Below are 535 nucleotides of genomic sequence, written 5' to 3'. Positions count from 1 at the left end.
CCTCAGGCCTCAGGCCTCAGGCCCCGGGCCCCGGCCTCAGAGCCCTAGACCCGCCGCAGTCTCAGTCCGATGAAGGCGAGGCCCAGGCCGAGCCCGATCAGGACCAGGCCGCTGCCCAGCGGCAGGATCCGCAGGACGGGCTCGGCGGGGGCCACGGCGCGGGTGACGGACTGCCGGGCCGCTCCGGACGAGGCCCCGGGGGTGACCTGACCGGCCGGGGCGGACCCGACGGCCTCCGGGCTTTCGACGCCGCCGCCGTCGTCCGCGTTCTGCTCCGGATCGGCCGTGGCCGCCTGGTCCTGGTCCGGCTCCTGGTCCGACGGATCGGCCGTGGGCGTCTCCTCCTGTCGTCCCGGCCGCTGCCGCCCCTCCCCGGCCACGCTCCCGGCCCGTGACGGTTCGGCGGCCCACGCCTCCCGGGAGGACCCGGGGCCGGGCGGCCGTACGGCCTCGTGCGACGGGACGGGGCGCTCGGGGGCTCCCGGCCGCGCCGGCGCGCTCTCGTGCGCCCGGTCGGGCCCCGGCGCGCCCGTCT

1 pseudogene is annotated in these 535 nt (G+C 79.8%); it reads right to left on the bottom strand.

Annotated elements, in window-relative coordinates:
- Positions 1-44: 44 nt before the first annotated feature.
- Positions 45-535 (bottom strand): annotated as a pseudogene (locus tag M8J74_RS44245) (hypothetical protein); the annotation flags it as partial.

Source organism: Streptomyces panaciradicis (assembly GCF_023516615.1).
Classification (GTDB): domain Bacteria; phylum Actinomycetota; class Actinomycetes; order Streptomycetales; family Streptomycetaceae; genus Streptomyces; species Streptomyces panaciradicis.
The sequence above is the reverse complement of the archived record's forward strand: the minus strand, read 5'-3'. Positions and strand labels throughout refer to the sequence as shown.